At 68.7% G+C, this 1,688-nt stretch carries 2 protein-coding genes; both read left to right on the top strand.

What is annotated here, in order from left to right; genetic code table 11:
- Window positions 1–207 (top strand): hypothetical protein (locus tag VK923_11575; GenBank protein HSJ45311.1); only part of this gene is annotated, 207 nt, incomplete at its 5' end.
- The coding region (locus tag VK923_11570) for an alpha-amylase family protein (GenBank protein ID HSJ45310.1) at window positions 204–1,688 on the top strand (1,485 nt) is incomplete at its 3' end. The genes VK923_11575 and VK923_11570, both read left to right, overlap by 4 nt.

Below are 1,688 nucleotides of genomic sequence, written 5' to 3'. Positions count from 1 at the left end.
CGCGGCTCCGTCGAGGTGTCAGCCGATCTCGCGTACCACGCGGCCTGGCTGCACGACGTCATCGCCCTGGGCTTCGACGGCGTGTGGATCCACCACGTCGGCCAGCAGCAGCGGCCCTTCCTCGAGGCGTTCGGCGAGCACGTACTGCCTCAGGTGCGGACCGGGGGCACGCAGGGTGCACACGGCGGGCCGGGGGCCACGACATGAGCCTCGAGCGCACCGCCGACCTGTGGTGGAAGCACGCCGTCATCTACTGCCTGGACGTCGAAACGTTCTACGACTCCGACGGCGACGGCATCGGCGACTTCGCCGGCCTGACGCAGTGCGTCGACTACTTCGCCGGCGTCGGTGTGACGTGCATCTGGCTGATGCCGTTCTATCCGTCTCCGAACCGCGACGACGGCTACGACCTGAGCGACCACTACGCCATCGACCACCGCCTCGGGACCTTCGGCGACTTCACCGAGTTCATGCGGACCGCACGCGACCGGGGCATCCGCGTGATCGCCGACCTCGTCGTCAACCACACGTCCAGCGACCATCCGTGGTTCCGGTCGGCCCGGGAGGATCCCGGATCGCGGTACCGCGACTACTACGTGTGGCGTGACGAGATCCCCGAGGAGGGCCCGCACGAGGTGGTCTTCCCGGGCGAGCAGGAGGGTGCGTGGACGTGGGACGCCACGGCCGGGCAGTACTACCACCACCGGTTCCTCGAGCACCAGCCGGACCTGAACGTGGCGAACACCGAGGTCCGCGACGAGATCCGCAAGGTCATCGGGTTCTGGCTCGCGCAGGGACTGTCGGGATTCCGTGTCGATGCCGTGCCGTTCTTCCTCGAGACCGAGGGCATCGCCGAGGAGATGGAGATCGCACCGCACGACTACCTCCGCGACCTCTGTGAGTTCCTCACCCGTCGGACCGGCGAGGCCATCATGCTGGGCGAGGTCAACGTGGCGCCCGACCAGCTCGGTCGGTTCTTCGGGGACGAGGACGGCGACGAGCTGCAGATGCTGTTCAACTTCCCGGCGATGCAGGCGCTGTACGTCAGCCTCGCGCGCGGGGTGGCGCAGCCGTTCATCGACGCGCTGCGGTCGCTGCCCGCCGCGCCTGCCGCGTCCCAGTGGGCCAGCTTCGTGCGCAACCACGACGAGTTGACGCTGGACAAGCTCACCGACGACGAGCGTCAGGAGGTGTTCGAGGCGTTCGGCCCCGAGGAGGACATGCAGATCTACGGCCGCGGACTGCGCCGGCGGCTGCCGCCGATGCTGGCCGGTGAGGAGGATCGGATCCGCCTGGTCTACAGCCTGATGTTCGCCATGCCGGGCACCCCCACGATCTTCTACGGCGAGGAGATCGGCATGGGCGAAAACCTTGCGGTCGAGGGACGCCGCTCGGTGCGTACGCCCATGCAGTGGACCGATGAACCGTCAGCCGGCTTCTCGACCGCGGACCCTGGCGACCTGCGCCGACCCCTGCCCGGCGGCGAGTACGGGCCGGAGCACGTCAACGTCCGGGCACAGCGCAGGGATCCCGGCTCGCTGCTCAACTGGTTCGAGCGCATGATCCGCCTGCGCAGGGAGACGCCCGAGGTCGGGTGGGGTGACTGGACCATCCTCGACATCGGGGCGCGCGGACTGGTCGCCATCCGCTACGACTGGCAGGGCGCGACGTTGGTCACCGTGCACAAC

The organism is Euzebyales bacterium (assembly GCA_035461305.1).
Taxonomy (GTDB): domain Bacteria; phylum Actinomycetota; class Nitriliruptoria; order Euzebyales; family JAHELV01; genus JAHELV01.
Note: the sequence above shows the minus strand (reverse complement) of the source record. Positions and strands in the feature narration are given on the sequence as shown.